The sequence below is a fragment of the Halorubrum tibetense genome (assembly GCF_042661865.1).
GTDB lineage: Archaea > Halobacteriota > Halobacteria > Halobacteriales > Haloferacaceae > Halorubrum > Halorubrum tibetense.
Genome location: NZ_JBHSWW010000306.1, coordinates 1 through 2,706 on the forward strand (window position 1 = coordinate 1; position 2,706 = coordinate 2,706).

Here is a 2,706-nt window from a genome sequence, read left to right on the forward strand (position 1 = left end):
GATAGCGGCGACGTCGCCGGACGCGACGGTCGCCTCCGGGTCGTCGAGCGCCCGCAGCGCTTCGGCCGTCTTCTCGCCGACGCCGGGGATCGCCTCCAGCTCCATTCGTGGGTCGATATCGCGGCAACGCGCAAAAGGATACGGGTCGTCCGCCTCCATGCCGACGCGTTTTTTCCCGCCGCCCCCGAACGCGTGGCATGGATCGAGAGGCTACCGCGTCCGGAGCGGACGACTCGGCCGACCCGCTGGCCGTCGGCGAGACGGGGAGCGTGTCGGCTGACGGTCTCGACCCGGACACGGCGGCGAAAGCGCGGGCGGCTCGCGAGTCCCTCCGAGGCCGTGAGCGCGTACTGATCGCGTTCTCCGGCGGGGTCGATTCCTCCGTCGTCGCGGCGCTCGCACACGACGCTCTCGGCGACGACGCGGTCGCCTGTACCGCCCGTAGCGAGACGCTCCCGGCGGCGGAGCTCGACGACGCACGGCGGGTGGCCGCGGAGATCGGGATCCGGCACGACACGGTGACGTTCTCGGAGCTCGACGATCCCGACTTCGTCGCCAACGACGGCGACCGGTGTTACCACTGCCGGACGATGCGGCTCGGTCGGATGTACGACCGCGCCCACGAGCTCGGGATCGAGACGGTGTGTGACGGGACGAACGCCGACGACCCCGGCGAGGGGCATCGGCCCGGGCTTCGCGCGGTCGACGAGCTCGACGTCCGCTCGCCGCTGCTGGACGCCGGGATCGGCAAACCCGAAGTCCGGGCGATCGCGGGGGCGTACGGGCTCTCCGTGGCCGACAAACCGTCGATGGCGTGTCTCTCCTCGCGGATCCCCACCGGCTTGGAGGTCACCGAGGAGCGGCTGACCCGCGTGGAGAAGGCGGAGCGACTGCTCCGGGAGTGGGGGTTCGAGGGGTTTCGCGTTCGCGACCACGACGGACTCGCACGGGTGGAGATCGCGCCGGACGAGCTGGAACGCGCTCTCGACCCGGCGTTCGCGGAGGCAGTTCACGAGCACCTGGCCGATCTCGGTTTCGAGTACGTCACGCTCGACATGGCCGGCTACCGGACGGGGAGCGTGAGTCCAGGTGGCGAGGCGACGGCGGACGACGAGGAACCGACCGACGACGACGGGGTCAACCTGGGTCGGCAGTACCCGCGTTGACCTCACGGGTGGGGACACTCGGTGGCGTGGCTGGTGACGCCGTCCCCGCTCCCGCCCCGTCAGGGTCGGCGTCGCCCGTTATCAGCGGGGAGAACCCGGAGCGAACGCTTATTACCCGCGTTAGGGAATCGAACGATATGAGCGAGGCCAAGACGCTCGCGGTGATCGCCGGCGGGGTCGGCGGGGCCGTGGGGGCGTTCGTCGGCGTCTCGATAGGCGGGGATCCGCTGACGGTGACACTGACCACGATGGTGGTCGCGCTGCTCGTCGGCAGCGGGGTCATCGCGAGCGCGGTCGTCGCGGGCGACGTGGAGTTCCTCGCGGAGCCGGACGGCGAGTAACCGGTACGGGGATCGGCCGGACCGAAACCCTCTCACCCCTCCGTGACTCGTCTGCGAGCGTGAGCGACACCGACGGGAGAGAGAACGGATCCGACACCGACTCCCGAGGGAGTGGACCCGATACCGAGGAGTCGAGCGCGGGCGATGAGGTGACCGTCCCCGTGACGATATACACCCGAGAGAACTGTTCGTTGTGCGTCGTCGCCCACGAGACGGTCGAGCGCGTCGCCGCCGACCTCGACGTGGAGGTCGATATCGAGCTGGTCGACGTCGACACCGACCCCGAGCTCGCCGCGGAGTACGGCGAGCGCGTCCCGTACGTCCTGATCGACGGTCACCCGGCGTTCAAATACGAGGTCGAGGAGCGAGAGCTCCGACTGAAGCTGTTGGCGGCGGGATAAGTCGCCGAGGGGGTGAGCCGGTCGGTAGCGTGAGCCGGTCGGTAGCGTGAGCACTTGCTACCGTGAGCTCGGCCGGAGAAAGCGTCCCGCGGACCGGTCCCCGCTCTCGGGTCTCGGTCCGAAGTCCACGCGTCGCGGACGGAGCCGAGGATACAAATCCGGGCGTCGCCTTGCGGACGTATGGTTACGTTCCTCGCCGGCGGCACGGGGACGCCGAAGCTCCTCGACGGCGCGACCCGAGTCTGGGACTCGGAACAGGTCTCGGTCGTCGCCAACACGGGCGACGACGTGGAGCTCGGCGGCCACCTCGTCTGTCCGGACGTGGACACGGTGCTGTTCGCCGGCGGTGGCGTCCTCGACCGCGAGACGTGGTGGGGGATCGCCGACGACACGACCGCGACGCACGCGGAGCTGGTGCGGCTCGCGGACGCGGCCGGGCTGGAGACGGGTCCCCGGTATCTCGACGACGCGGCACAGACCACGGGCCGCGAGATAGCCCGATGGCGGCGGTTCTCGGGCGTCGCGGAGTTCATGGAGATCGGTGACCGTGACCGCGCCGTCCACGTCACGCGGACGAGCCTGCTCGACGAGGGCCACACGCTCACCGAGGTCACGGGGACCCTCGCGGACGCGTTCGACCTCGACGTCGACCTCCTGCCGATGTCCGACGACCCCGTCGCGACGCTGATCCACACCGAGGCGGGCGAGACGATCCACTTCCAAGAGTATTGGGTCGACCGCCGCGGCGAGCCCGGGGTCGCCGACGTCGAGTTCCGCGGCGCGGCCGACGCGGAGCCG

5 protein-coding genes are annotated in these 2,706 nt (G+C 70.4%); 4 read left to right on the plus strand and 1 reads right to left on the minus strand.

The window, feature by feature from the left end; all coding sequences use genetic code 11:
- Positions 1-105: hypothetical protein (locus tag ACFQEU_RS14160; RefSeq protein ID WP_379783204.1), on the minus strand; the 105-nt coding region annotated here is incomplete at its 3' end.
- A gap of 92 nt (positions 106-197) precedes the next feature.
- Between ACFQEU_RS14160 and larE the strand changes: the two genes are divergently transcribed.
- The 4 genes from larE to ACFQEU_RS14180 all read left to right on the plus strand — a co-directional run.
- Entirely contained in the window at positions 198-1,166 is a 969-nt protein-coding gene (gene larE / locus ACFQEU_RS14165; protein ID WP_379783198.1) for an ATP-dependent sacrificial sulfur transferase LarE, read from the plus strand.
- Positions 1,167-1,303: 137 nt separating this feature from the next.
- Entirely contained in the window at positions 1,304-1,507 is a 204-nt protein-coding gene (locus tag ACFQEU_RS14170; RefSeq protein ID WP_379783200.1) for a hypothetical protein, read from the plus strand.
- Between the two features lie 149 nt (positions 1,508-1,656).
- The gene (locus ACFQEU_RS14175; RefSeq protein ID WP_379783206.1) at positions 1,657-1,908 is read left to right on the plus strand and encodes a glutaredoxin family protein; all 252 of its coding nucleotides are present in this window, start codon (positions 1,657-1,659) and stop codon (positions 1,906-1,908) included.
- Between the two features lie 180 nt (positions 1,909-2,088).
- Positions 2,089-2,706: 2-phospho-L-lactate transferase CofD family protein (locus tag ACFQEU_RS14180; RefSeq protein ID WP_379783202.1), on the plus strand; the 618-nt coding region annotated here is incomplete at its 3' end.